At 74.2% G+C, this 21,627-nt stretch carries 20 protein-coding genes; 8 read left to right on the top strand and 12 right to left on the bottom strand.

Going from position 1 to position 21,627, the window contains the following annotated elements; translation table 11 throughout:
• Window positions 1–8: 8 nt before the first annotated feature.
• Window positions 9–803 carry a spermidine synthase gene (locus ACGFZL_RS23095; RefSeq protein WP_393694302.1) on the bottom strand — a complete coding sequence of 265 codons (795 nt, stop codon included), beginning with the start codon at window positions 801–803 and terminating at the stop codon, window positions 9–11.
• Window positions 804–976: 173 nt separating this feature from the next.
• Here ACGFZL_RS23095 and lon point away from each other — a divergent pair, with 173 nt between their 5' ends.
• Window positions 977–3,397 (top strand): endopeptidase La, encoded by a 2,421-nt coding sequence (lon, locus tag ACGFZL_RS23090; RefSeq protein WP_393694300.1) that lies wholly within the window; start codon window positions 977–979, stop codon window positions 3,395–3,397.
• A gap of 81 nt (window positions 3,398–3,478) precedes the next feature.
• Here lon and ACGFZL_RS23085 read toward each other — a convergent pair whose 3' ends face one another.
• Entirely contained in the window at window positions 3,479–4,306 is an 828-nt protein-coding gene (locus tag ACGFZL_RS23085) for a lysozyme (RefSeq protein WP_355169705.1), read from the bottom strand.
• Between the two features lie 287 nt (window positions 4,307–4,593).
• Between ACGFZL_RS23085 and ACGFZL_RS23080 the strand changes: the two genes are divergently transcribed.
• The gene (locus tag ACGFZL_RS23080; protein WP_355169706.1) at window positions 4,594–5,088 is read left to right on the top strand and encodes a MarR family transcriptional regulator; all 495 of its coding nucleotides are present in this window, start codon (window positions 4,594–4,596) and stop codon (window positions 5,086–5,088) included.
• Window positions 5,089–5,182: 94 nt separating this feature from the next.
• On the opposite strand, the gene ACGFZL_RS23075 is transcribed toward ACGFZL_RS23080, so the two are convergent.
• Window positions 5,183–5,974, bottom strand: a complete 792-nt coding sequence (locus ACGFZL_RS23075) for a protein phosphatase 2C domain-containing protein (RefSeq protein WP_393694297.1) — start codon at window positions 5,972–5,974, stop codon at window positions 5,183–5,185.
• Window positions 5,975–6,387: 413 nt separating this feature from the next.
• On the opposite strand from ACGFZL_RS23075, the gene ACGFZL_RS23070 reads away from it, so the two are divergent.
• From ACGFZL_RS23070 to ACGFZL_RS23050, 5 genes are read left to right on the top strand one after another with little or no spacing between them, the layout of a single operon-like run.
• Window positions 6,388–9,054, top strand: a complete 2,667-nt coding sequence (locus ACGFZL_RS23070) for a nitrate- and nitrite sensing domain-containing protein (RefSeq protein WP_393694295.1) — start codon at window positions 6,388–6,390, stop codon at window positions 9,052–9,054.
• Window positions 9,051–9,560 (top strand): roadblock/LC7 domain-containing protein, encoded by a 510-nt coding sequence (locus ACGFZL_RS23065; protein WP_393694293.1) that lies wholly within the window; start codon window positions 9,051–9,053, stop codon window positions 9,558–9,560. The genes ACGFZL_RS23070 and ACGFZL_RS23065 overlap by 4 nt, the downstream gene beginning before the upstream one ends.
• The gene (locus ACGFZL_RS23060) at window positions 9,557–9,982 is read left to right on the top strand and encodes a DUF742 domain-containing protein (RefSeq protein WP_355169714.1); all 426 of its coding nucleotides are present in this window, start codon (window positions 9,557–9,559) and stop codon (window positions 9,980–9,982) included. The genes ACGFZL_RS23065 and ACGFZL_RS23060 overlap by 4 nt, the downstream gene beginning before the upstream one ends.
• Window positions 9,963–10,595, top strand: coding sequence for an ATP/GTP-binding protein (locus ACGFZL_RS23055; RefSeq protein ID WP_393694291.1), 633 nt, complete (start codon window positions 9,963–9,965; stop codon window positions 10,593–10,595). The genes ACGFZL_RS23060 and ACGFZL_RS23055 overlap by 20 nt, the downstream gene beginning before the upstream one ends.
• Before the next feature lie 16 nt (window positions 10,596–10,611).
• Window positions 10,612–11,871 (top strand): styrene monooxygenase/indole monooxygenase family protein, encoded by a 1,260-nt coding sequence (locus tag ACGFZL_RS23050; RefSeq protein ID WP_393694289.1) that lies wholly within the window; start codon window positions 10,612–10,614, stop codon window positions 11,869–11,871.
• Here the strand turns inward: ACGFZL_RS23050 and ACGFZL_RS23045 are convergent.
• The 3 genes from ACGFZL_RS23045 to ACGFZL_RS23035 form a co-directional block, all read right to left on the bottom strand.
• Entirely contained in the window at window positions 11,838–12,908 is a 1,071-nt protein-coding gene (locus ACGFZL_RS23045) for an NlpC/P60 family protein (protein ID WP_393694288.1), read from the bottom strand. The two genes, ACGFZL_RS23050 and ACGFZL_RS23045, sit on opposite strands and share 34 nt — an antisense overlap.
• A gap of 104 nt (window positions 12,909–13,012) precedes the next feature.
• Window positions 13,013–13,315, bottom strand: a complete 303-nt coding sequence (locus tag ACGFZL_RS23040) for a hypothetical protein (protein ID WP_393694287.1) — start codon at window positions 13,313–13,315, stop codon at window positions 13,013–13,015.
• Window positions 13,316–13,346: 31 nt separating this feature from the next.
• Window positions 13,347–14,000: a TetR/AcrR family transcriptional regulator gene (locus ACGFZL_RS23035; RefSeq protein WP_393694285.1), complete on the bottom strand. Its 654-nt coding sequence runs from the start codon at window positions 13,998–14,000 to the stop codon at window positions 13,347–13,349.
• A 44-nt stretch (window positions 14,001–14,044) separates the two neighbouring features.
• Here ACGFZL_RS23035 and ACGFZL_RS23030 point away from each other — a divergent pair, with 44 nt between their 5' ends.
• Window positions 14,045–14,485 (top strand): VOC family protein, encoded by a 441-nt coding sequence (locus ACGFZL_RS23030; RefSeq protein ID WP_355169724.1) that lies wholly within the window; start codon window positions 14,045–14,047, stop codon window positions 14,483–14,485.
• A gap of 3 nt (window positions 14,486–14,488) precedes the next feature.
• Here the strand turns inward: ACGFZL_RS23030 and ACGFZL_RS23025 are convergent, their stop codons facing one another.
• From ACGFZL_RS23025 to ACGFZL_RS23000, 6 genes are all read right to left on the bottom strand, one after another.
• Window positions 14,489–15,427 (bottom strand): diiron oxygenase, encoded by a 939-nt coding sequence (locus ACGFZL_RS23025; RefSeq protein WP_355169726.1) that lies wholly within the window; start codon window positions 15,425–15,427, stop codon window positions 14,489–14,491.
• A gap of 176 nt (window positions 15,428–15,603) precedes the next feature.
• Complete coding sequence (locus tag ACGFZL_RS23020) at window positions 15,604–16,500, bottom strand: alpha/beta fold hydrolase (protein WP_393694456.1); 897 nt, start codon at window positions 16,498–16,500, stop codon at window positions 15,604–15,606.
• Between the two features lie 191 nt (window positions 16,501–16,691).
• Window positions 16,692–18,149 carry a penicillin-binding transpeptidase domain-containing protein gene (locus tag ACGFZL_RS23015; RefSeq protein WP_393694282.1) on the bottom strand — a complete coding sequence of 486 codons (1,458 nt, stop codon included), beginning with the start codon at window positions 18,147–18,149 and terminating at the stop codon, window positions 16,692–16,694.
• 31 nt (window positions 18,150–18,180) lie between these two features.
• Window positions 18,181–19,548: an FtsW/RodA/SpoVE family cell cycle protein gene (locus ACGFZL_RS23010; RefSeq protein ID WP_393694280.1), complete on the bottom strand. Its 1,368-nt coding sequence runs from the start codon at window positions 19,546–19,548 to the stop codon at window positions 18,181–18,183.
• An 81-nt stretch (window positions 19,549–19,629) separates the two neighbouring features.
• Window positions 19,630–20,874, bottom strand: a complete 1,245-nt coding sequence (locus ACGFZL_RS23005) for an ATP-binding protein (protein WP_393694278.1) — start codon at window positions 20,872–20,874, stop codon at window positions 19,630–19,632.
• Window positions 20,871–21,623 (bottom strand): hypothetical protein, encoded by a 753-nt coding sequence (locus tag ACGFZL_RS23000; protein WP_393694276.1) that lies wholly within the window; start codon window positions 21,621–21,623, stop codon window positions 20,871–20,873. The genes ACGFZL_RS23005 and ACGFZL_RS23000 overlap by 4 nt, the downstream gene beginning before the upstream one ends.
• Between the last annotated feature and the right edge of the window lie 4 nt (window positions 21,624–21,627).

The following is a 21,627-nucleotide window of genomic DNA, read 5'->3' as shown; positions in this document are numbered from 1 at the left end:
AGGTGTGCTTACCGGGACCAGTGGGGTGGCCCCTCGTCTGCGCATGACTGCGATTGACGCTTGAATGACCGCGTCAGGGCAGCAGCGTACGGGGAGTCACCGCGCCTTTGCCATCCAGGACGTACGGCGACGTGGACGACGTCCGGAACGCCCCGGGCAACCGGGATCTCTTCGGTACGCACCTGCTGGAACCCGGCATTGCGCAACGTTCCTTCGAATTCCGGAGAGGGCCGGGCCGACCAGAGTGCGAGGACGCCGCCCGGGCTCAACACCCGTGCGCAGTCGGCCAGTCCGGCCGGTCCGTACAGCCCCGCGTTGCCCTCCGTCACCGTCCAGTCCGGGCCGTTGTCGATGTCCAGGCACAGGGCGTCGTATGTGGCGGACGTCTCATGGACGTGCCGCACCAGGTCCGCCTCGACGATCTCGGTGCGCGGGTCGGCCAGCGCGTCCGCGGAGAGGGCGGCGAGCGGCCCGGCGCGGTGCCAGTCGATCACGGCGGGCTCGCGCTCCACCACCGTGACGGGGCCCCAGAAGGGGTCGGCGGCGGCGTGCGCCAGGGAGAACCCGACGCCGAGGCCGCCGATGAGCAGGCGCGGCGCCCGGCGCCCGGCGAGGGCCCGCGCCGCCGCGTCGACCAGGAGCCGCTCCGAGCGGCCGTCGGAGGTGTCCATCAGGAAGGTGCCGTTGGCGATGATCTGGAGCAGGCCGCGGTGCCGGCGCAGGACGACCTCGCCGTACGGGCCCTCGCGGCGGTCGAGCACCTCGGGGGCGCCGGGATCGGACGGGTCGATGGGGGCGGGCATCGGCCCATCCTGGCATCCCGGGCGGGGGGAATGAGAGGCGTTTTGCAGGCGCTGACCTCCACGGCGGGGGTGACCCGGAGGTGATCGCTGAGAGCGAACGCCGGCGGGGGAACATTCACCGGCTCCCAAGCATTGAGTCGACGTAACTCAAGTTGACTGCTTAAGGGGAGATCATGGCTGCTGAGTCCGCTGCCTTCACACCGCTCACCCTGCCCGTGCTGCCGCTCGACGACGAAGTGGTGCTGCCCGGCATGGTCGTCCCCTTGGACCTGAGCGACTCCGAGGTGCGCGCCGCGGTGGAGGCCGCCCAGGCCGCCGCCCGGTCCGAGCCGGGCAAGCCGCGCGTGCTGCTGGTGCCGCGCGTGGACGGCACCTATGCCCGTACCGGCGTCCTCGGCACGATCGAGCAGGTCGGCAGGCTGGCCGACGGCGACCCCGGCGCGCTGATCCGGGGCCGCGGCCGGGTGCGCATCGGCGCCGGCACCACCGGACCCGGGGCCGCGCTGTGGGTGGAGGGCACCCAGGTCGACGAGACCGTGCCCGAGCCGCTGCCCGGACAGGTCACCGAGCTGGTCACCGAGTACAAGGCGCTGGCCACCGCGTGGCTGCGCAAGCGCGGCGCCTGGCAGGTCGTGGACCGCGTCCAGGCCATCGACGGCGTCTCCGCGCTCGCCGACAACTCCGGCTACTCGCCCTTCCTCACGATCGAGCAGAAGGTCGAGCTCCTGGAGACCGCCGACCCGGTCGCCCGCCTCAAGCTGGCCACCCAGCAGCTGCGCGACCACCTCGCCGAGCAGGACGTGGCCGAGACCATCGCCAAGGACGTCCAGGAGGGCGTCGACAAGCAGCAGCGCGACTTCCTGCTCCGCCGCCAGCTGGAGGCGGTCCGCAAGGAGCTGCGCGAGCTGAACGGCGAGAAGGAGGGCGAGGAGTCCGACGACTACCGCACCCGGGTGGAGGCCGCCGACCTGCCCGAGCAGGTCCGCGAGGCCGCGCTCAAGGAGGTCGACAAGCTGGAGCGGTCCTCCGACCAGTCGCCGGAGGGCTCCTGGATCCGCACCTGGCTGGACACCGTCCTGGAGCTGCCGTGGAACACGCGGACCGAGGACGCCTACGACATCCGGGGCGCCCAGGCCGTGCTGGACGCCGAGCACGCGGGCCTGGAGGACGTCAAGGAGCGCATCACCGAGTACCTCGCGGTGCGCAAGCGGCGCGGCGACCGGGGCCTCGGCGTGGTCGGCGGCCGGCGCGGCGGCGCGGTGCTCGCCCTGGTGGGCCCGCCCGGCGTGGGCAAGACCAGCCTCGGCGAGTCGGTGGCGCACGCGATGGGGCGGAAGTTCGTCCGGGTCGCCCTCGGCGGTGTCCGCGACGAGGCGGAGATCCGCGGCCACCGGCGCACCTACGTCGGCGCGCTGCCCGGCCGGATCGTCCGGGCGATCAAGGAGGCCGGCTCGATGAACCCGGTCGTCCTGCTCGACGAGATCGACAAGGTCGGCTCCGACTTCCGCGGCGACCCGGCCGCGGCCCTGCTCGAAGTGCTCGACCCGGCGCAGAACCACACCTTCCGCGACCACTACCTGGAGGTCGAACTCGACCTGTCCGACGTGGTCTTCCTCGCCACCGCCAACGTCCTGGAGGCCATCCCGGAGGCCCTGCTCGACCGCATGGAGCTGGTCCGCCTGGACGGCTATACCGAGGACGAGAAGGTCGTCATCGCCCGCGACCACCTGCTCCCGCGCCAGCTGGAGCGGGCCGGACTCGGCGCCGACGAGGTGACGCTGGCGGAGGGCGCGCTGCGCAAGCTGGCCGGCGAGTACACCCGCGAGGCCGGCGTGCGCACCCTGGAGCGGTCCGTCGCGCGGCTGCTGCGCAAGGTGGCCGCCCAGCACGAACTGGGGCAGCGGGAGCTGCCGTTCACCGTGACCGAGGCCGACCTGCGCGGCCTGATCGGCCGGCCGCACCACGTGCCCGAGTCCGCCCAGGACCCGGCCGAGCGGCGCACCGCGGTGCCCGGCGTGGCGACCGGGCTCGCGGTGACCGGCGCGGGCGGCGACGTGCTCTACGTGGAGGCGTCCCTGGCCGACCCGGAGACCGGCGCGGCCGGGCTGACCCTCACCGGTCAGCTGGGCGACGTGATGAAGGAGTCGGCGCAGATCGCGCTGAGCTTCCTGCGCAGCCACGGCGCCGAACTGGAGCTGCCGGTGGGCGACCTGAAGGACCGGGGCGCGCACATCCACTTCCCGGCGGGCGCGGTCCCCAAGGACGGCCCGAGCGCCGGCGTCACCATGACCACGGCCCTCGCCTCGCTGCTGTCCGGCCGGCTGGTCCGCACCGACGTCGCCATGACCGGCGAGGTCTCGCTGACCGGGCGGGTGCTGCCGATCGGCGGCGTCAAGCAGAAGCTGCTCGCGGCGCACCGGGCGGGCATCACCACGGTGATCATCCCGAAGCGCAACGAGCCCGACCTGGACGACGTCCCGGCGGAGGTGCTGGAGAAGCTGGACGTGCACGCCGTGACCGACGTCCGGCAGGTCCTGGAACTGGCGTTGGCGCCCGCCGAGGCGCCGGCGCGTGAGGTGCCGACTGCGGCGTGACGGACGTGGCCGGTTACTGAGGTGAAGGCCCGGATCCTCCCCACGGGGTCCGGGCCCTCACCGTCTACTGGGCGCGCGTCCTCAGCCGTTGGCCAGTGCCTGCACCCGGTCCAGGGCGCCGTTGAACTTGTCGTGGTCGCCGACCGTCGGCCCCGACGACGTGTACTGCCACATCGTCTGGACGCCCCAGCCGGCCGGCAGCGCGCCCACCGAGGAGGCGTAGCGGGCGATCCACAGCGGGTTGGTGGTGCCGAAGGCGCCGGAGTTGCCGGTGCACTGGGTCCACCAGCTGGTCGCCGTGTAGATGACGGCGTCGCGACCGGTGCGCGCCCGGTAGGTGTTCACGAAGTCCCGGATCCAGGAGACCATCGCGCTCGCCGACTTGCCGTAGCAGGCGGCGCCGTACGGGTTCCACTCGATGTCCAGCGCGCCCGGCAGCGTCTTGCCGTCGCGCGACCAGCCGCCGCCGTGGTCCACGAAGTAGTTGGCCTGGGCGGCGCCGCTGGTGGTGTCCGGGGTGGCGAAGTGGTACGAGCCCCGGATCATGCCCACGTTGTAGGAGCCGTTGTACTGCTGGGCGAAGTACGGGTTCGTGTAGTACGTCCCCTCGGTGGCCTTCACGTAGGCCCACTTGACCCCGCTGCTCCACAGGGTCGACCAGGCGACGTTGCCCTGGTGGCCCGAGACGTCGACGCCCTCGGTCTGCGCGGCCCTGCTCTCGACGGGCCGGCCCTGCTGCCCGTCGTGGGCGAGGACACCCATGCCCATGTGGGCCTCGCCGCGCGCGGGGAGGCCGGCGGCGGGGGCGGAGTGGGCGGGGAGGGTGCCGGCCAGCCCGAGGGCGGCGAGCAGGGCGCCGGTGACGGCGAGGCGTCTGCGGCGGGCGGTTCCGGATCTGTGCGCGGGCATGAGTGCCTCCGATGGCTCGGTGGTGCTCGGTGGGGGTTGCGCTGGAGTCCGTGCGGTCCGTGCGGGGGGACGACCCTGGGGGAGTGGCCGGTGTGCCGGTGTGCGGTGACAATGGCGTGACCATGCCATGCAGGGTCTGTGCACGAAGCTACGCACGTAGAACCGCGGCTGGGAAGAGGGACCGGGATCTGCCGTTGGTCTACGCCTGCGAAATACTGACGGAGCTGCGGCGATGGCGGCCGATGGCGGAAACTTTCAGGACCGGGAAAACCGAGGCAGGGGCTGACGTGCACGAAGACGGGAACGGCGGCGACCGCGCGGGCGACGCCGAGGTGTCCGGCAGTGGTGTGAACCAGCCCGGCTTCCTGGCGCTGGAGCGCGAACTGACCGTCCTGCTGCGCCGGGCGCGGGCCAACCAGGGCGAGATGGCCCGCGAGGTCCACCCCGACCTGGAGTCCTCGGCGTACGGCCTCCTCGTCCGGCTCGGCGAGGCGGGCGGGCAGCGCGCCACCGAACTCGCCGGGTACATCGGGGTCGGCAAGGCCACGATGTCCCGTCAGCTGCGCGCCCTGGAGGACCTCGGCCTGGTCGCCCGCGAGCCGGACCCGGCGGACGGGCGGGCCTGGCTGATCACCCTGACCCCGGAGGGGCAGACCCGCGTCGGGCGGGTGCGGGAGGCCCGGCGGGCGCGGTACGCGCGGCGACTTGAGCACTGGGACGCGGGGGAGGTCACGGAGCTGGCGCGGCTGCTGCACGAGCTGAACCGGGGGATGGAGCGGTGACCGGCGGCGGCGCCCGTGTGCCCCGGGTCTCCGGTGTGCCCTGGGTCTCCGGTGCGCCCCGGGTCTCCGGGGTGCCTGGAGCAGCGCGCCGGGGTCACAGCTCCACGTAGACCACCGTCGCGTCGTCGTGCGTCTTGCTGCGGCCCAGCAGGGCCCGGCCGTTCGCCGCGTCCGACAGCTCCAGCTCGCGCACCCGGTCCACCAGGGCCTGCGGGCCCTGCTTGCGGACCAGGGCGAGGCAGTCCGGCCAGGCGCCCTCCGTGAAGCGCTCCACCCACCGCGTCGCCCCGTCCGTCAGGGCGGTCAGGCTGCGGACGTCCGGGCGCGGCAGCGTGCCCGTCACCGCGCGGGCCGCCACCGACGGGTCGGCGGCGGCCGTGAAGAAGCCGCCCTCCTGGTTGCGGTAGGTGCCGTCCACCAGGGCCTCCGAGGCCAGCGCCGTGCGCGGGAGGAGGGAGAGGCGGTCGTCGAGGAGCGCGTCCACCGTGCCGTCGGCGTACTCCACGAGGAGGGCCGAGTCGGAGAGGACCAGGTACTCCACCGCGGCCGGGGTCCAGCGGGCGAGGACGACGGTTGCCTGCGGAGTGCGCGGGTGAGAAAGGTCACAGGTCTCCGCGTGCGCCGACGCGGTACGGGCGACGGCGCGGGAGAGGGCCTCGGCGAGCGGGAGCTCGGGGACGGAGACGGCCAGTTCGGTCAGCGCCCCGCCGAGCCGGGCGGTGTACCAGGGAACGGAATGCAGACACCCCGTCCCGCCCCGCGGGGGCGTCACGCCGTCCAGGACGACGAGTGAACCCCCCTGTCCCGAGGCCGGAAGCCCGACGCTCGCGAAGTCCTCGTTGGGGCGGTCGGCGAGGCCGGGTACCGAGACGAGTTCCGTGCGCATCCGGCCAGTCTGCACGACCTCTCCACGGCGTCCACGAGGGGCCGGTGACTTTCCCGGGAACTCCGGCTCCGTGCAGGTCAGGCGCCCACTTTGGGTCGGATTGCTGCACCGCGCCCACGCGTGGCGGCGAATAGTGCCACCGCCCGCCGCAGACGTCCAACCGGCGCGCGACGCGGGCCCGTCCGGCGTTCGGGGCGAACTTGCTCCCCAACTCCCGTCCGGGGTTCACTCCTTCGGGTGGCGGGCCGGACGATGCCCGTCCGGCGCCCACCGGCACTGGAAGGGTCGGGAACCAGGTGGGAGGCCCGGACTCCCGCAAGCGGCCGAGCGTCGGCCGACCAGGTGACGGGGCGCCACCCGGACCCGCGGGTACCGGGGCAGCAGGGGTACACGAGTCAGGAATGCGAGCACCGGTGCAGAAGACGCGGCCTCGTCGCACAGACCAGCAGACGGCCTCCGCGGGGAACACGCAGCCCCACGACACCGGCAGCAGCACCGCCCCGGCCCCCGCCGGACCCGTCCCCGCGCCCCCCGTCGGCAAGGGGCGCCCCAAGCACGTGCGCAACCGCCTCATCGTCGCCCTGGCGGTCGTCGCCGCCGCCGTCGCCGCGGCCGGCGCCCCCTCGGTGCTCGCCGCCTCCGGGCAACTGCACGACTCGCAGGACCTGGTGACCCTCGCCGGGCAGACCCAGGACGCGCTGACCCTCGCGCACGCCCTCGCCGACGAGCGCGACGAGGTCACCCCCTACATCGCCGCCGGGCGCCCCCGGTCCAAGGCGCCCTCCGAGCAGCGCGGCGCCCGAGTGGACCGGCAGGTCGAGGAGTTGCGGGACGACACCGACACCCCGGCGGGACTGCGCGAGGACCTCGACTCCGTCGCCGCCCTGCGCCGCGCCGCGCTCACCGGCAAGAGCACCGCGATCGAGGCCCACCTGGCCTACTCCCGGGCGATCACCTCCCTGCACGCCCTCGCCGAGCGGCTGGCCGAGCAGACACCGCCCCGCGCGGGCGCCGGCGCGCACGCCCTCGCCGAACTCGACACCGCCGTGCAGCAGTCCGCCGCCACCCGGGGCCTGCTCCTGGCCGCCCTCGCCGTGCCCAGCCGGACCGAGACCGTCTTCGACCCGGTCACCGGCCTGCCGACCGAGCAGGTCACCTCGTCCGAGGCCGACACCGCCCAGCGCGACGCGCTCGGCGCCGCCGCCCAGCAGGCCCGGGTCCGCTCCGACGCCGCCCTGGCCGGCTTCCGCGAGTCCGCCCCGGACAGCGCCCGCGACAGCTACGACGCCACCGTCACCGGACCCGAGGTGAACGCCGCCGAGAAGTACCTGGCCGGCCTCACCGACCGCCCCGACCTCTCCGACGCCGACCTCGCCACCAGCGCCAAGCGCTTGGACGCGGCCCTCTCCGCCCGCGTCGACGCCATGCGCGGCGCCGAGTCCGCCCTGAACGACCGGCGCACCAAGGCCCTCGCCCAGCTGCGCGACGACGACGTCACCACGCTGGAGCTGCGGGTCGCCGCCCTCGGCGCGCTGCTCCTGCTGGCCCTCGCCATCGCCACCGCCATGGCCCGCACCCTCACCCGCCCGCTCTCCGTGCTGCGCCGCGGTTCCGCCCGGCTCGCCGGCGCGGACGACCCGGCCGCCGAGGACGCCATCGCCTTCACCGGCCGCAACGACGAGTTCGCGCAGGTCGTCCGCTCCGTCAACACCCTGCACGCGCACGCCGTCGCGCTCGCCGAGCGGGTCACCACCCTGGAGGCCGACCGCAAGCACCTGGTCGGGCAGCGGCAGAAGATGGCCGACGCCCGCGAGGAGCTGCGCGCCGAACTCGCCGAGTCCGCCGCCCGCCTGGAGGTGGTGCGGGGCAGCATCGGCACCGCCTTCGTCAGCCTCGCGCTGCGCACCCTCGGCCTGGTCGAGCGGCAACTCGGCGTCATCGAGGGCCTGGAGGAGCGCGAGCAGGACCCCGAGCGGCTCGCCACCCTCTTCAAGCTGGACCACTTCGCCACCGTGATGCGCCGGCACAACGAGAACCTCCTCGTCCTCGCCGGCACCGAGCACGTCCAGCACAGCGCGGGCCCGGTGCCGCTGGTCGACGTGGTGCGGGCCGCCGTCAGCGAGATCGAGCGGTACGAGCGGGTGCGCATCGCCGCGCTGCCGCCGCACGCCCACGTGGCCGGGTTCGCCGCCGACGACCTCTCGCACCTGCTGGCCGAGCTGATGGAGAACGCCACCTCCTTCTCGCCGCCCGACCTGCCCGTCGAGGTCTCCGGCTGGCTCCTGGAGAGCGGCGAGGTGATGCTCTCCGTGCAGGACGAGGGCATCGGCATGGCCACCGAGCGGCTCCAGCGGCTCAACGCCCGGCTCACCGACTTCGACCCCGAGGCGCCGTACGACCGCTCCGAGGGCGAGGACGGGCTCGGGCTCGGCCTGTACGTGGTGGCGCGGCTCGCCCACCGGCACGGGGCGCGGGTGCGGCTGCGGGAGCAGAAGCAGGGCGGTGTCGCGGCCGTCGTGGTCCTGCCGACCCCGCTCCTCGCCCCGGCCCCGGCGGCGGCCGTGCCTTCGCCGGACGCCGCCCGGGTGCCCGGGGGCACGCAGACCTTCACCCTGCCGGGCGCGGACGCGGAGGCCAACTCCAACGTGCTGCCGGGGCGGGTGGAGAAGGGCGCGGATCCGGTGGTCGCCTCGGCGGAGGAGGCGGTGCGGCGGGCGGAGGCCGAGGCCGAGGCCGACAAGCCGGACCTCCCCGACGACACGACCATGGCCCTGCTGCTGCCCTCCCAGGCAGTCCCGGAGGCCCCGGAGTCCCCGCCGGACACGCACGAGCGCGCCCCCGACGAGGCCGACACCCCCGACGAGACCGTCACCGAGAAGGGCCTGCCCAAGCGCACCCCGAAGCTCACCACCCCCACCGCCGCGCCCCGGCCCCGCACGGGCTCCGTCGACGCCGAGGCCCTGCGCCGCCGACTGGGCGGGTTCCGCCAGGGGGCGGAGGCCGGCCGGCGCGACGTGGAGGCGGAGATCAGCGAACGGACCACGTCCACGGGGGGCACCGTCGAGGAGGCAAGCAGTTGACCGCGCCCAGTACCTTCGGGCTGAGCAGTGCAGCCCGCAATCTCCACTGGCTGCTGACCAACCTCGTGGAGGAGGTGCCCGGCATCCTCTCCGTCGCGGTCGTCTCCTCCGACGGTCTGCTGCTGCTCTCCTCCGACCCGGAACACGCCGACGCGCCACGCGAGAAGCGGCCCGCCGGCCCGCGCGGCTCCGCCGCCGACCTCGCCACGGTCGTCTCCGGCGTCGGCAGCCTGACCGTCGGCGCCGCCCGGCTGATGGACCTCGGCGGGGTCAAGCACACGATGGTCGCCATGGCGGAGGGCAGCCTCTTCGTGATGTCGATCAGCGACGGCTCGCTGCTCGGCGTGCACGGCGCCGCGGACTGCGACATGAGCGTCGTGGCGTACCACATGGCGCTGTTCGTGGGCCGCGCAGGCCACGCCCTGACCCCCGAACTCCGCAGCGAACTGCGCAAGTCGCTGGAGGAGAAGGAGAAGGAGTCCGCGCCGGCGGGGGGCGACCGATGAGCCGTACGCCCAGGCTCCCCGTCCGCGGCGCCGACCGCCGCCCCGCCCGCGTCCGCCCGTACTCCCTCACCGGCGGCCGCACCCGCTTCGGCCACGTCCTCCTGGTGGAGACCTTCGTCGGCGCCACCGCCGGCACCGCCGCGCTGGAGGCCGCCGAGGAGCGCCGGGAGCTGACCGGAGGCGGGCTCACCTCCCGCGTGATGCCCGAGATGCGGGCCATCGTCGAACTGTGCCGCCGCATGCGTACGGTGGCCGAGATCGCCGCGCTGCTGAAGATGCCGCTCGGCGTGGTCCGCGTGCTGATCAGCGACCTCGCGGACCAGGGAAAGATCCGTGTGTACGGCACCGGGACCGGCCACGGCACGGGCCGCCCGGACCGCGCTCTGCTCGAAAGGGTGCTCAGTGGACTCCGCCGTCTCTGACGAGACCGTCACCGGGGAGACCCTCTCCGACGAAACCCTGCAGCCCTGGCAGACGGACCGCACCCGCGCCCCGATCGCCACGAAGATCGTCGTCGCGGGCGGCTTCGGCGTGGGCAAGACCACGCTGGTCACCGCCGTCTCGGAGATCACGCCGCTGCAGACCGAGGCGCTGATGACGCGGGCGAGCGAGGAGACCGACGACCTCACCGCGACGCCGGAGAAGCTGACCACCACCGTGGCCATGGACTTCGGCCGCGTCACGCTCGACGACGACCTGGTGCTCTACCTGTTCGGCACCCCGGGCCAGCAGCGGTTCTGGTTCATGTGGGACGACCTGGTGCGCGGCGCGATAGGCGCGGTGGTCCTCGCGGACACCCGCCGCCTGAAGGACTGCTTCCCGGCGCTCGACTACTTCGAGAGCTGCGGGCTGCCGTACGTCGTCGCCGTCAACCACTTCGACGGCAGCGAGACGTTCGCGGTGGAGGACGTGCGGGAGGCGCTGACGATCCCGCCGCACATACCTGTCATGATCATGGACGCGCGCCGCCGGATCTCGGCCATCGAGACCCTCCTCGCCCTCGTGGGCCACGCGCTGGACGAAACACCCGAGTAGGAGACGGAAGCCCCGCATGCGGAAGATACTCGTCGTCGGAGCCGGCCAGTCCGGGCTCCAGCTCGCCCTCGGCCTCCAGTCGCACGGGTACGAGGTCACCCTGATGTCGAACCGGACCGCGGACGAGATCCGCACCGGCCGGGTCATGTCGACGCAGTGCATGTTCGCGACCGCGCTCCAGCACGAGCGGGACCTGAAGCTGAACTTCTGGGAGTCGCAGGCCCCGAAGATCGAGGGCCTCGGCGTCTCGGTGGCGGCCCCCGGCTCCTTCGACCCGGGCCCCTCGCAGCGGGCGATCGACTGGCTGGGCCGGCTCGACGGCTACGCGCAATCCGTCGACCAGCGGGTGAAGATGGCCGGCTGGATGGAGACCTTCGCCCAGCGCGGCGGCCAGCTGGTCATCCACGGCGCGGCCGTCGGCGACCTGGACTACTTCTCCCGCGCCTACGACCTGGTGCTGGTCTCGGCGGGCAAGGGCGAGCTGGTCCAGATGTTCGGCCGGGACGCCGCCCGCTCCCCGTACGCCGAGCCGCAGCGGGCCCTCGCGGTGGCCTACGTGCACGGGCTCGGCCCGCGCCCGGAGCACCCGGACACCGAGGCGGTGCGCTGCAACCTCGTCCCCGGGGTCGGCGAGCTGTTCGTCATGCCGACCTTCACCACCTCGGGCCGGGCCGACATCCTCTTCTGGGAGGGCGTACCCGGCGGCCCCCTCGACGCCTTCCGCGACGTCAAGGACCCGGCGGAGCACCTCTCCCTCACCCTGGCGCTGATGGAGAAGTTCCTGCCCTGGGAGTACGCCCGCGCCACCCGCGTCGAGTTGACCGACGCCGGCGGCACACTCGCCGGCCGCTACGCCCCGACCGTCCGCAACCCCATCGGCCGACTTCCCGGCGGCGGACTGGTCCTCGGCGTCGCGGACGTCGTCGTCGCCAACGACCCGATCACCGGCCAGGGTTCCAACTCCGCCGCGAAGTGCGCCGCGTCCTACCTCGCCTCGATCCTGGAGCGCGGCGACAAGGAGTTCGACGCGGAGTGGATGCGGCAGACCTTCGACCGCTACTGGGGGACCGCCCAGCACGTCGTGAAGTGGACCAACGCGATGCTGGCCCCGCCCCCGGAGCACATCCTGAACCTCATCGGCGCCGCCGGCCAACTCCAGCCGGCCGCCGACCGCTTCGCCAACGGCTTCGACGACCCGTCGGACTTCGAGAACTTCTTCTACGACCCCGAGAAGACCGGCGCCTACCTGGCCGGGCTGTCGGCCGGCGCGGCGTAGCCGGACGCGTCGGGGCGTACGGCGCCCAGGACCGGGTTGGCGGCCAGGGGGGAGAGCTTCACCCGGCCGCCGGGGCGCGGGGCCTGGACGACCTTGCCGTCGCCGACGTAGAGGGCGACGTGGGTGGCCTCGGGGAAGTAGACGATCAGGTCGCCGGGGCGCAGGTCGCGGAGCGGGACGTGGGGGAGGCGGGCCCACTGCTCCTGGCTGGTGCGGGGGATCGCGGCGCCGGCGCCTGCCCAGGCGCGGGAGGTGAGCCCGGAGCAGTCGTACGCCGCCGGGCCCGCCGCGCCCCACTCGTACGGCTTGCCGACCTGGTCCACCGCGAAGCGCACCGCCCGGTCGCCGGCCGCCGAGGGCTTGTCGTCGGTGGCGTCCAGGGCGCCGGAGGAGGTGAGCCGCTGCTGCTCCGCGTCGGCGCCCTCCTGCTCGGTGGTCTCCAGGGCGGTCAGCTCCTCCGGGCTCAGCGAGGCGAGCAGTTTCTCGACGGCGTCCAGGCGCGTCCGTACGTCGTCCCGCTGGGACCGCTGCCGTGCGGCGAGCGCGGACTCCTGGGCCAGCGCCTTGCGGGCCCGCGCGGCCAGCTCGCGGGCCCGCCGCTCGTCCCCGGTCAGCCGCCCCACCGTCGCCACCCGCTCCCGGGACAGCCGCCCGATGACCTGCCCCTGGTCGAGCGCGCGCTGCGGGTCGCGGGCGAGCAGCAGTCGTACGTAGGGGGAGAGGCCGGAGCTGGACTGGTACTGCTGCCTGGCCAGCCGGCCCGCCGCGCCCCGGCTGTCGCTCAGGGAGGCGCGGGCGCGGGCCAGTTCGCCGTCGAGGCGGCGCACCTCGGCGCGCTGCCGGGTCAGCTTCTCGGCGGTGCCGTTGTAGGTCTCGGTGGCCTTCTCGGCCTCCCGGTACGCCCCCTGAAGCTCCGTCAGCAGGGCGGGCACCGACTGCCCGGAGGGGGCGGGGTCGGCCGCCGCGGGTGCCGCGGGGAGGGCCAGCGCGACCGACACCGCCGCCGTGCAGACCAGACGTACCAGGCTTCCTGACATCTCGTCACCTCCCGTGCGCAACGGCCCCTCCGTTCCGCACGGCGAGCATCAGCCGGGATCCGGGAGGTCCGCGCGCCGAGTGTCGGCCCACCGGCGCAACGGTGTCACCCGTCGGTGTCCTCCGGCTTGCCGCCCGGCGCGGCGGCTGGCTTCGACCAGGGCCATCGGCGCCCGGCGGAGTGCTGCCCGCCGGTCGGGTCGTGGACGTACTTCCAGCGGGCGAAGCCGATCCGGGGGCCGGGCTCGCGGGGCACGCGGCGGTAGACGAGGGTGGTCGCGGGGCGGTCCTCGGCGCCGGGCACGGGGATGCGGTAGGTCTTGGGCGGGTGCCCGGTCATCCCGACCAGCACGGGCAGCACCCGGCCGTCCATGGGCCCGCCCTCGAAGGGGACGTCTTCACTCTTCACGCCCACCAGTGTCAGACATCCGCCGCCGGTGTCAGACCTCCGCCGCGAGCGCCTCGACCAGCGCCGCCGTCTGCGGGTCGCGCCGCGCGGTGACCGCGAGGACCGCCACGAACTGCTCCACCAGCCAGTCCCGCAGCTCCTCCACCGGCGGCTGCTTCTCCTCGTCCAGCCAGATCAGCGAGGCCGCCTCGACCGCGGTGATCCACATCCGCACCGTCATCCGCAGCCGGGGCCCCGGCTCGGCGACCTCCAGGTGGCTGATGATGTGCGCGGCGGCCGACCGGCGCACCGAGTCCACGGTGGCCGAGGTCCGCGAGGTCTCCACCACGCTGCCGCCCTGGAGCAGCGCGCTGAACCCGGTGTCGTGCCCGTCCACGAAGGCCAGGTACCGGTCGAGGGCGCGGGAGAGCCGGCCGAGCAGCGGGCCCTGCCGGGGCTCGTCGAAGCACTCCCGCAGCTCCGCCGCGGCCGACCCGAGCGCGGCCTCGTAGAGCTGCTGCTTGCCGCCCGGGAAGTACCGGTACACCAGGGGCCGCGACACCCCCGCCCGCTCCGCCACGTCGTCGAGGGACACCTCCTCCGGCGCCCGGTGCGCGAACAACGCGAGCGCCGCGTCGAGCAGCTGCCGCCGCCGCTCCTCGATACTGAGCCGGCGGTAGGCGGGGACGGGCGCGGACGGTGTCATGCCACCGAGCCTAATCGCCGTCGCCTAGCCTCGTCGGGGAAGCGGTGGCCGATACCACCCCGTACCAGGAGGGCAGCAGCATGGCCGCGATGGCGCAGAAGATCACGCCGTTCCTCATGTTCGAGGGCCGGGCGGAGGAGGCGATGACCTTCTACACGTCGCTGTTCGAGGACGGGCGGGTGCTGGACGTCTCGCGGTACGGCGAGCAGGGTCCGGGGGAGCCCGGCACGGTGGTGCGGGCCACGTTCTCGCTCGCCGGGCAGCGGATCATGTGCATCGACAGTCACGTGAAGCACGCGTTCGGGTTCACCCCGGCGGTGTCGCTGTTCGTCGAGTGCGACGACGACGCGGAGCTGGAGCGGTTGCACGGCGCCCTGGCCGACGGTGGCGAGGAGCTGATGCCGCTCGGCTCGTACGGCTTCAGCACCAGGTTCGCCTGGGTGAACGACCGCTTCGGGGTGTCCTGGCAGCTGAACCTCGCGTAGCCGCTACGCCAGCAGCCCCGACGCCCGCCACAGCCGTCGGCCGACGCCGCGCAGTACGCCGATGTCGTCCAGGAAGTCCGTCAGGCGCTTCGCGCCGGTCTGCATGACCTCCCGGCGGTGGCCGCTGGCCTCGACCTGGGCCAGGGCCTCGCGCTTGTCCAGGCCGACGTTGGTGTAGACCTCGGGGTTGACGAAGGCGCGGGAGAAGACGCGGGCGAACTCGCCTGAGGTGATCCGGGTGAACTCCTGCGACCACTTCGGGGCCGTCACCATCTGGCGGCGCAGCTCCTCACGGGCGTAGCGCACGTGCCGGGCCTCCTCCACGACGTGGATGCGGGTGACGCCGCGCACCAGCGGCTGGACGCGCTCGTCGGGGAAGGTCAGCCGCTGCATCCAATCCAGGACCTCCTCGCCGAGCAGGGTCGCGGTGAAGGAGCCCGGGGTGGTGGAGATGGTCTTGAACAGCCGGCCGAGGTGCTGGTGCAGCGGGCTGACCTGGTACCAGGGCGTCTCGCCGCGGGAGATCAGCCGGGCGAACATCTTGGAGTGCCGGCACTCGTCCTCGATCTCGGTCAGCGCGTACCGCACGTGCGCGCTGGTCGCCGACTTGTCGTAGACGTGCCGCACGAGCAGCTGCATCAGGATCAGCTCGAACCAGATGCCGAGCGAGGCCAGCGCCGCCGCCTCGTGCTGGGAGAGCAGGATGCGCTGCTCCTCGCCCATCCGCTTCCACAGCGGGGTGTCGTACAGCGAGACCAGCTCAGGCGGCCAGAACCACTTGCCCTCCTCGAAGGGCGCGTCCCAGTCCAGCTCCTTGTCCGGGTCGAAGGAGTGCTTCGCGGAGGAGTCGAGCAGCCGCTCGGCCACCTGCTCCCGGTCCTTGAGCAGCCCGAGCGCGTCACGCAGCCCGTCGAGCGCGTCGGCATCCGTCAGGGTCGTCATGGCTGTCCACCTCGTCGTGCGGGGTCGCGTCCGGATCGGCTGGCACCACGGGCGACCGCACCCACGGGTCACCCACCTGTCTTATAAGACTGCGTGTCAGCAAGCGCGTCAATCCCCTGGACGGGACTTTGGCCGAACCGATCGCCCGCGCCGCGACCGGGTCGGCCCGGCGACGCCTATGCCGCGAGTGTGTCCAGGGCCGCCGCGACGGGGCCGGGGTCCAGCGGGCCCACGTGCGACGCCTCGGGAAAGTCGTGGACGCGGAAGCGGTTGCCGGGTGTGAGCGCGTCGGCCTCCGCGACCATCCTGTCCTGGAGCGCGGTGGCGATCGTCCGGTCCCTGCCGAAGCGCAGGTAGGTGCGGGGAACGCGCCCCCAGCTGTCCGCCCGGCCGACCGCTCGGCCCGCGTAGGCGGCGATGGGCTCGTCGGTCTGCATGCCGGCCAGGATCCGGCGGAAGTCGGCGTCGGGGTAGTCGGCGCAGATCATCTCCTTCAGCAGGGCCAGCGCACGGCGGTCACCCGTGCGGAAGTTCAGCCGCAGCACCCCGAGCCGGTCGGGGTCACCCACCGTCAGCTCGACCGGGCTGACCGCGTCGGCGTTCTCGGGTGCCGCCGTGCAGGCGTCCGCCGTGGGCAGGGCACGGCTGGGGCAGAAGGCCGCCATGTAGCAGACGTGGTGGAGCAGGTGCGGGACGGCGTCGCCGACCCGGCTGACCGAAACGCCACCCAGGCTGTGCCCGACCAGCACCACCGGGCCGCCCCGCGCCGCGCGCCGCACGATGCCCGTGACGCGTGCCTCGTAGTCGTCGAGGCCGAGGCCCTTCAGCGGGGACGGCTCGACCGCCATCGCGGCGAGGTCCTGCCGCTGGTACGACTCCGGGACGAAGGCCCGCGTGCCGTGCCGCGGCTGATCCACCATCACGACCCGGTGACCGCGCAGGGACAGCTCGCGCGCGATCGGCATCCAGAACGCGCCGGCGCTGTGTGTACCGTGCACCAGTACGTAGGTGGTGGGTCCGCGACGCGCCTCCGCCGCCGCTGGTGAGGCCCCGAGGCCGCCGGTCAGGGCCATGCCTCCCACCGCGATTCCCAGGCCGCGCAGCGCCGTCCGCCTGGTGGTGCCCGTTCGTCGTCCGTTCGTGGTTTCCGTCATGCTCCGACGCTATGAGCGGCCCACCGGGCCCACCAGCGGCCCAGCACCCCGGCGGGGGGTGGACCTGGCACCACCTTCGGCGTCCACGAAGTCCGGTCGACGCCCCCGTCTCACGGGCCGAGCACCGCCGCCATCACCGCCCGCGCGATCGGTGCCGCGAGGCCGCCGCCGCTGATGTCCTCGCGGCGGGCCGCCGAGCCCTCGACCACCACGGCGACCGCCACCTTCGGCTGGAGTTCCGACGTGCGCTGGGCCCAGGAGATGAACCAGGCGTAGGGGCGGCCCGAGTTGCCCAGGCCGTGCTGGGCGGTGCCCGTCTTGCCGCCGACGACCGCGCCGGGGATGGCCGCGTTCGCGCCGGTGCCGTGCTCCACCACGCCCGCCATCAGCTCCTTCAGCCGCCGGGCCGTCGCCGGGCGCATCGCCTCCCGCGAGGGCCGCGAGCCCGCCGTCGCCAGCAGGGCGCCGCCCGCCCGCTGGGTGCGCTCCACCAGGTACGGCGTGCGCACCAGCCCGCCGTCGGCCACCGCCGCCGCCACCATCGCCATCTGGAGAGGCGTGGCCCGGGTGTTGTACTGCCCGATCGAGGACAGGGCGAGCTGCGCGCGGTCCACCGTTGTGTCGAAGGTGCTGGGCGCCGCCGCGAACGGGATCCGCAGACCCTTGTCGTTGAAGCCGAAGGCCCCCGCCGTCGCCGCCATGCGGGCCACGCCGACGTCCACGCCGAGCTTGGCGAACACCGTGTTGCAGGACCACTCGAAGGCGTCCCGCAGCGAGGCGTCCCGGCACCCCTCGCCCTCGTTGGTCAGCTTGGTCCGGGTGCCGGGCAGGGTGTACGGGTCGGGGGAGCGGGTCGGCGCGTCCAGATCCCGGAGCACGCCCGCGTCCAGGGCCGCCGCCGCGGTGACCACCTTGAACGTCGAGCCCGGCGGGTACGTCTGCCGCACCGCCCGGTTGAGCATCGGCCTGTCCGGGTCGCCGTTCAGCAGCGACCAGGTCGCGGCGGCGTCCGCGCCGTTGCCCGACAGCCGCGCGGGGTCGTACGACGGGGTCGAGGCGAGGGCCAGGATCCGCCCCGTCGACGGCTCGATCGCCGCCACCGCCCCCTTCCGCTTGCCCAGACCCTCGAACGCCGCCCGCTGCGCCGCCCCGTTGATCGTGGTGACGACGTCGCCGCCGGGGTTGGGGGCGCCCGTGACGTCGTGCCACAGCGGCAGCGGCGCGAGCACCGGGTCGGCGCCGGAGAGCAGGCGGTCCTCGGCGTGTTCCAGGAGCGACGTGCCGTACACCTGGGAGGCGAAGCCGGTGACCGGCGCGTACATCGGGCCCTGCGCGTAGGTCCGTTCGTAGCGCAGGTGCTGGCCGGTGTCCCGGGAGCCGGTGACCGGCTCGCCGCCGACCAGGATGTTGCCGCGCGGCTGCTGGTAGCGGGCGATGTCCGGGCGCCGGTTGGCCGGGTTCCCGGCGTACTCCGGGGCCTGCACGAGCTGCACGCGGGCCGCGTTGACCACCAGCGCGGCGAGGAGCAGGGCGCACAGGAAGGCGGCGTACCGGATGTGCCGGGTCACGACGGCCCCCCGGCGGGCCCGTGTCGCCGGGTCACGCCGTGCCCCCGGCGGGACTGCGTGCCGCATGGCTGACGCGGATCAGCAGGGCCACGATCGCCCAGTTGGTGACCACCGAGGAGCCGCCCTGCGCCAGGAACGGCATCGCCATGCCGGTCAGCGGGATCAGCCCCGTCACCCCGCCCGCGATGACGAACACCTGGAGCGCGACGATGGACGACAGCCCCACCGCGAGCAGCCGCCCGAAGGGGTCCCGCGCGCCGAGCCCCGCCCGGTAGCCGCGCTCCACCAGCAGCGCGTACAGCAGGAAGATCGCGGTCAGGCCGAGGAAGCCCAGCTCCTCACCGGCCGTCGCCAGGATGAAGTCCGACTTCACCGCGAACCCGATGAGCACCGAGTGCCCGAGCCCGAGCCCGGTGCCGGTCACCCCGCCCGCCGCGAAGGCGAACAGCGACTGGGCCAGCTGGTTGGGGCCGTCCCCGGCGTCGATGGAGGCGAAGGGGTGCAGCCAGTCCTCCACCCGGCTGTGCACGTGCGGCTCCAGCCAGCCCACCGCCACCGCGCCGAGCACCGCGAGCAGCAGGCCGACGGCGATCCAGCCGGTGCGGCCGGTGGCGACGTACAGCAGCACCACGAAGAGGCCGAAGAAGAGGAGCGAGGTGCCGAGGTCGCGCTCCAGGACCAGGACCAGCACGCTGACCAGCCACACCGCCACGATCGGCCCGAGCACCCGCCCGGTCGGCAGTTGCAGCCCCCACACCCGCCGCCCGGCGTACGCCAGCGCGCTGCGGTTCGCCGCGAGGTAGGCGGCGAAGAACACCGCGAGCAGCACCTTCGCGAACTCGCCGGGCTGGATGGAGAAGTCGCCGACGCGGATCCAGATCCGGGCGCCGTTCACCGACGGGAAGAGGATCGGCACGGTGAGCAGGACAAGCGCGGCGGCCACGCACACGTAGGCGTACCGGGTGAGCACCCGGTGGTCGCGCAGCAGCAGGACGACCACGATGAACAGGGCGACCCCGAGCGTGGACCACACCAGCTGGGTGGGCGCCGCCCGGTCGCCCGGCGTCTCCAGGTCGAGCCGGTAGATGAGGACCAGGCCGAGGCCGTTGAGCAGCACCCCGATCGGCAGCAGCAGCGGGTCGGCCCACGGGGCCCGCAGCCGCACCGCCAGATGCGCGAGGAGCGCGAGGACGCCGAGCCCCGCCCCGTAGCCGGCGGCGCCCGGCGGCAGGCTGCCCTCCTGGGCCAGGCCGACGTTGCAGTAACCGAAGACCGACAGCAGGACGGCCATGACGATCAGGGCCAGCTCGACGCCCCGGCGCCGGGCCAGGGGCGCGAGGGGAGCGGGCGCGTCCCCCGGTGCCACGGTGATGCCGGTGCCGGCTGCGGCCTTCGTCATGTCCGGAACCTACCCACCTGGCAGGGTGTGTGCGCCGTTGTGCTGCGCCAACAGGCGGACGTCTCCCGCCGTGTCCCGCGCTCAGGGCTGCTGAGGCAGCGTCAGCGTGGCCAGCGCCCCGCCGCCGGGCGGGTTCGCGAAGTCCAGCCGGGCCCCCAGCACCTCCGCCTGGCCCAGCGCGATGGTCAGGCCCAGGCCGTGGCCCTTCGAGCCGCCCTCGGTGCGGAAGCGCTGCGGGCCGTGCGCGAGGAGGTAGCCGGGGTAGCCGTCGCCGTGGTCGCGCACGGTGATCACCGGCCCGTCGACGGTCAGCACGACCGGCGCCCGCCCGTGCCCGTGCGCGTTGCCGACCAGGTTGCCGAGCACCCGCTCCAGGCGCCGCCGGTCGGTCTCCACCCGGGCGTCCCGCACCACCTCCACGCGGGTGCCCGCCCCGGCGCCCCGGGCGACCCGGCCGGCCAGCGCGCCCAGCGCCTCGGTGTCCACCTCCAGCAGCTCACGGCCGCTGTCCAGACGGGAGATCTCCAGCAGGTCCTCGGTGAGCGTGCGCAGCGCCGCGACCCGGTCGCGCACCAGCTCGGTCGGGCGGCCAGGCGGCAGCAGCTCGGCCGCCGCGTGCAGGCCGGTGAGCGGGGTGCGCAGCTCGTGCGCGACGTCCGCGGTGAAGCGCTGCTCGGCGAGGAGCTTGCCCTGCAGGGAGGCCGCCATCGAGTCCAGGGCGGCGGCCACCGCGGCCACCTCGTCCTGCGAACGCGCCGGGTCCCGGGTCAGGGGATCACCCACCCGCGCGTCGAGGTCGCCGGCGGTGATGCGCCGGGCCACCCGCGCCGTGGTGTGCAGCCGGCGCGTCACCCGGGTCACCGCGAACGCCCCGACCAGCAGGGTCGCGCCGATGGCCAGGGCCGAGGACCAGACGATGGCCCGGTCGAGGCCCTGGATGGTGCGCTCGCCCTGGGCGTGGTCGACCCGCACCGCGAGCGCCCGCCCGCCGTCGGCCGGGCCCGCCGCCCACATGGTCGGCCGCCCGTCGGTCTCCGCGACCACCGTGCCGCGCCGCCCCGAGGCCGCCAGCTCCCGCAGCTCGGCCGGCAGCCCCGGCGGGTCGACGCCCGCGCCGGGTCGCGGCTGGTCCCCGGCCTCGTACGCCTCGGTCGCGTCCCGCAGCCGGGCCAGGGCGGTGTCGCGGGCCCGGCCGACGGTCTGGTCGGTCACCGAGACGTGCACCAGGACGCCGAGCAGCGCGGCCAGCGCGCAGCACATCACGGTGATGAACACGGCGGCCTTCACGGCCAGCGGGCCGGCCCACCGGGGGAGCGCGCATCTCATCCGGCGCTCGCCGAGGGGCTCGGGGACGGACCGGTGCGCGGCGGGTGCTTCTTCCCGCGGCCGGTGCGCAGCATCTCGTCGTGGGTGAGCAGCATCGCCCGCTGGTCGCCGTCCCAGCTCCACTGCAGGCGGTACTCGTAGCCGGCGACCTCCGAGGGCGAGCGGACGATCAGCGACCGCCCGGCCAGCTCGACGCCGCTGACCGCGTCGTCGTAGGACATCACCCGCACCAGGCGGCCCTTCTCGACGGTGTAGACGCGCACGGCGGTCATCTTCGCGGGCAGCAGCTCGAAGCCGAGGGTCATGTCGGCGCGGCCGTCGCCGGTGAGGTCGCGGTAGTACGGGGTGAGCACCGGGCAGCGGTCGCGATCGCCGCCCGCGGCGCAGTCGGCCATCCGGTCGGCGGTCCCGCGGTAGTGGGCCTTGGCGCCCCGGTAGTCGTCCGGGTGCGCGGCGATCTCCGCGCGCACCGCCGCGGCAGGATCCACCCGGCGGATGTCGCCGCCGGGGACGGCGACTCCCTTCAGCACCTCGGTGTCCACCTCGCCGATGTCGTACGCCGGACTCGACGCCGGCGTCAGGTCCGGCCAGAGCCGCGCCGGGCTGTGCGCGGTCGGCGCCGTCCCCGCGCCGCGCAGCCCGCCGGCGTCGCCGCAGCCGACCGCGGCCGTCGCGAGCAGCGCGGCCGGCGCCAGGGCGGCGAGGGCGCGGCGACGCGATCGGCTGCGCGCGCGGGGGCGGGGGAACACGGCA

This window comes from Streptomyces sp. NPDC048182, from assembly GCF_043202555.1.
Classification (GTDB): domain Bacteria; phylum Actinomycetota; class Actinomycetes; order Streptomycetales; family Streptomycetaceae; genus Streptomyces.
The sequence above is the reverse complement of the archived record's forward strand: the minus strand, read 5'-3'. Positions and strand labels throughout refer to the sequence as shown.

Coding starts and splice junctions, on each gene's coding strand:
- ACGFZL_RS23035 (WP_393694285.1), bottom strand. CDS start 14,000: ATGACACCGTCCGCGCCCGTCCCCGCCTACCGCCGGCTCAGTATCGAG.
- lon (WP_393694300.1), top strand. CDS start 977: ATGGCTGCTGAGTCCGCTGCCTTCACACCGCTCACCCTGCCCGTGCTG.
- ACGFZL_RS23020 (WP_393694456.1), bottom strand. CDS start 16,500: ATGGCCCTGACCGGCGGCCTCGGGGCCTCACCAGCGGCGGCGGAGGCG.
- ACGFZL_RS23060 (WP_355169714.1), top strand. CDS start 9,557: ATGAGCCGTACGCCCAGGCTCCCCGTCCGCGGCGCCGACCGCCGCCCC.
- ACGFZL_RS23010 (WP_393694280.1), bottom strand. CDS start 19,548: ATGACGAAGGCCGCAGCCGGCACCGGCATCACCGTGGCACCGGGGGAC.
- ACGFZL_RS23045 (WP_393694288.1), bottom strand. CDS start 12,908: ATGTCAGGAAGCCTGGTACGTCTGGTCTGCACGGCGGCGGTGTCGGTC.
- ACGFZL_RS23050 (WP_393694289.1), top strand. CDS start 10,612: ATGCGGAAGATACTCGTCGTCGGAGCCGGCCAGTCCGGGCTCCAGCTC.
- ACGFZL_RS23005 (WP_393694278.1), bottom strand. CDS start 20,874: ATGAGATGCGCGCTCCCCCGGTGGGCCGGCCCGCTGGCCGTGAAGGCC.
- ACGFZL_RS23095 (WP_393694302.1), bottom strand. CDS start 803: ATGCCCGCCCCCATCGACCCGTCCGATCCCGGCGCCCCCGAGGTGCTC.
- ACGFZL_RS23085 (WP_355169705.1), bottom strand. CDS start 4,306: ATGCCCGCGCACAGATCCGGAACCGCCCGCCGCAGACGCCTCGCCGTC.
- ACGFZL_RS23025 (WP_355169726.1), bottom strand. CDS start 15,427: ATGACGACCCTGACGGATGCCGACGCGCTCGACGGGCTGCGTGACGCG.
- ACGFZL_RS23075 (WP_393694297.1), bottom strand. CDS start 5,974: ATGCGCACGGAACTCGTCTCGGTACCCGGCCTCGCCGACCGCCCCAAC.